Origin of the sequence: Gemella sp. 20925_1_85 (genome assembly GCF_041433735.1) — a bacterium.
GTDB lineage: Bacteria > Bacillota > Bacilli > Staphylococcales > Gemellaceae > Gemella.
The window spans coordinates 1-1,446 of sequence record NZ_JAPWCC010000053.1 but is presented as its reverse complement, the minus strand read 5'-3'; the positions used below and the strand labels follow the sequence as shown (position 1 = coordinate 1,446).

Sequence of the window (1,446 nt, the reverse complement as noted above, 5' to 3'; positions counted from 1 at the left end):
GACACATATATTTAGTTTAGACAAGTGGATGTTATCCTGTATTGTACAGGTGACATCCATTTTGTTTTTGATTGAATTCTCTTGTTATTGTAATAATCTATATACTCATTTACAGCTTTACTAAATTCTTCAAATGACATATAATTCTTTTCATAACCATAATATATCTCCGTCTTCATTCTTCCAAAAAGTGATTCCATGATACTATTATCATAACAATTTCCCTTTCTAGACATCGATTGAATGATTCCATGTTTTTTTAACTCACTTCTATAGTATGAATGTTGATACTGCCACCCTTGATCTGAATGCATAATTAATCCTTCTGTTTTTGGAAATTTATTAAATGCTTTTTCTAACATCCTTTTTATCTGGTCTAAATTTGGATGTAAAGATAAATCATATGATATTATTTCATTTGTATGCATATCTAGAATTGCTGAAAAATAGCATTTTCCCCATGAAAAATTGAATTGTGATACATCTGTAGTCCATTTCTGTAAAGGAGCAGTTGTACTAAAATCTCGATTTATTATATTATTAGCGACCTTTCCTACTGTTCCCTTATATGAATGGTATCTTTCTTTAGGAGTTTTCCCTTTCAATCCTTCTTTATGCATAAGGCTTTGTACTCGTTTATGATTTACTTTAAAACCTCTATTAATTAGTTCATTGTGAACTCTACGGACACCATATAGTCCTTTATTTTCGGTAAAAATAATTTTAATTTCTTTTAACACTGGTTCATTACGGATAGCCACAACATCTACTTCTTCCTTATTTACTAAATAATAATATGTTGATCTAGCCATTCCTATTGCTTGTAAAAGATATTTTAATTGATATCCTTTTCCTCTAAGTTCTTTGATGATCGCTGCTTTTTCGCCTTGAGTTGCGCAGCCCATTTTTCTCGCCTCAAGGCTATTAATTTTTTTATTATTTCTGTTTCCGCTTTAATATTTTCGATTTCCGTTTTTATAAATTTATTTTCTTCACGTAATCTAATTAATTCTTCTCTTTCTGACTCTTTTAATGGTTTAGGACTACTGTTTTCTTTCATTATAGGTACCTTTCTTGGTCTTTCTTTCTTTTCATCTACAAGTCCATTATAACCTTTTTCCTTATATTTTTGAACCCATTTATACAGTGTCCTATAGTTAATTCCATTGTCTAGTGCAACGGAATTATATGAATAACCAGCTAAAATTTTAGACACTAATACTAGTTTTTCATCTGGATTCCACTTCTTATTTTTTGTTTTATGTCGCAAGACACCTACTCCTAACGAATCTACCATTCTTTTCCATTTTCTAATAGTATCTTTAAATTTTCTAGTAGTTATTCCGTTCGGTGTTTCTGGATATTCCCCTCTTTCATACATCTCAACACATTTTACTTTAAATTCAAAACTATAACGCATAAAAATACCCCTTTCACTGGATTGTC

2 protein-coding genes are annotated in these 1,446 nt (G+C 30.0%); both read right to left on the bottom strand.

The features are described from left to right. Positions 1-11 precede the first annotated feature (11 nt). Positions 12-905: an IS3 family transposase gene (locus O3884_RS08965; RefSeq protein WP_371453044.1), complete on the bottom strand. Its 894-nt coding sequence runs from the start codon at positions 903-905 to the stop codon at positions 12-14. Then, on the bottom strand, positions 836-1,420 hold the full coding sequence (locus O3884_RS08960; protein ID WP_371453042.1) for a transposase: 585 nt from the start codon (positions 1,418-1,420) through the stop codon (positions 836-838). Before O3884_RS08960 ends, O3884_RS08965 begins: the two co-directional genes overlap by 70 nt. Between the last annotated feature and the right edge of the window lie 26 nt (positions 1,421-1,446).

What these genes read in the sequence shown, in the direction of transcription:
- O3884_RS08960 (WP_371453042.1), bottom strand. Translation starts at nt 1,420, where the DNA reads ATGCGTTATAGTTTTGAATTTAAAGTAAAATGTGTTGAGATGTATGAA.
- O3884_RS08965 (WP_371453044.1), bottom strand. Translation starts at nt 905, where the DNA reads ATGGGCTGCGCAACTCAAGGCGAAAAAGCAGCGATCATCAAAGAACTT.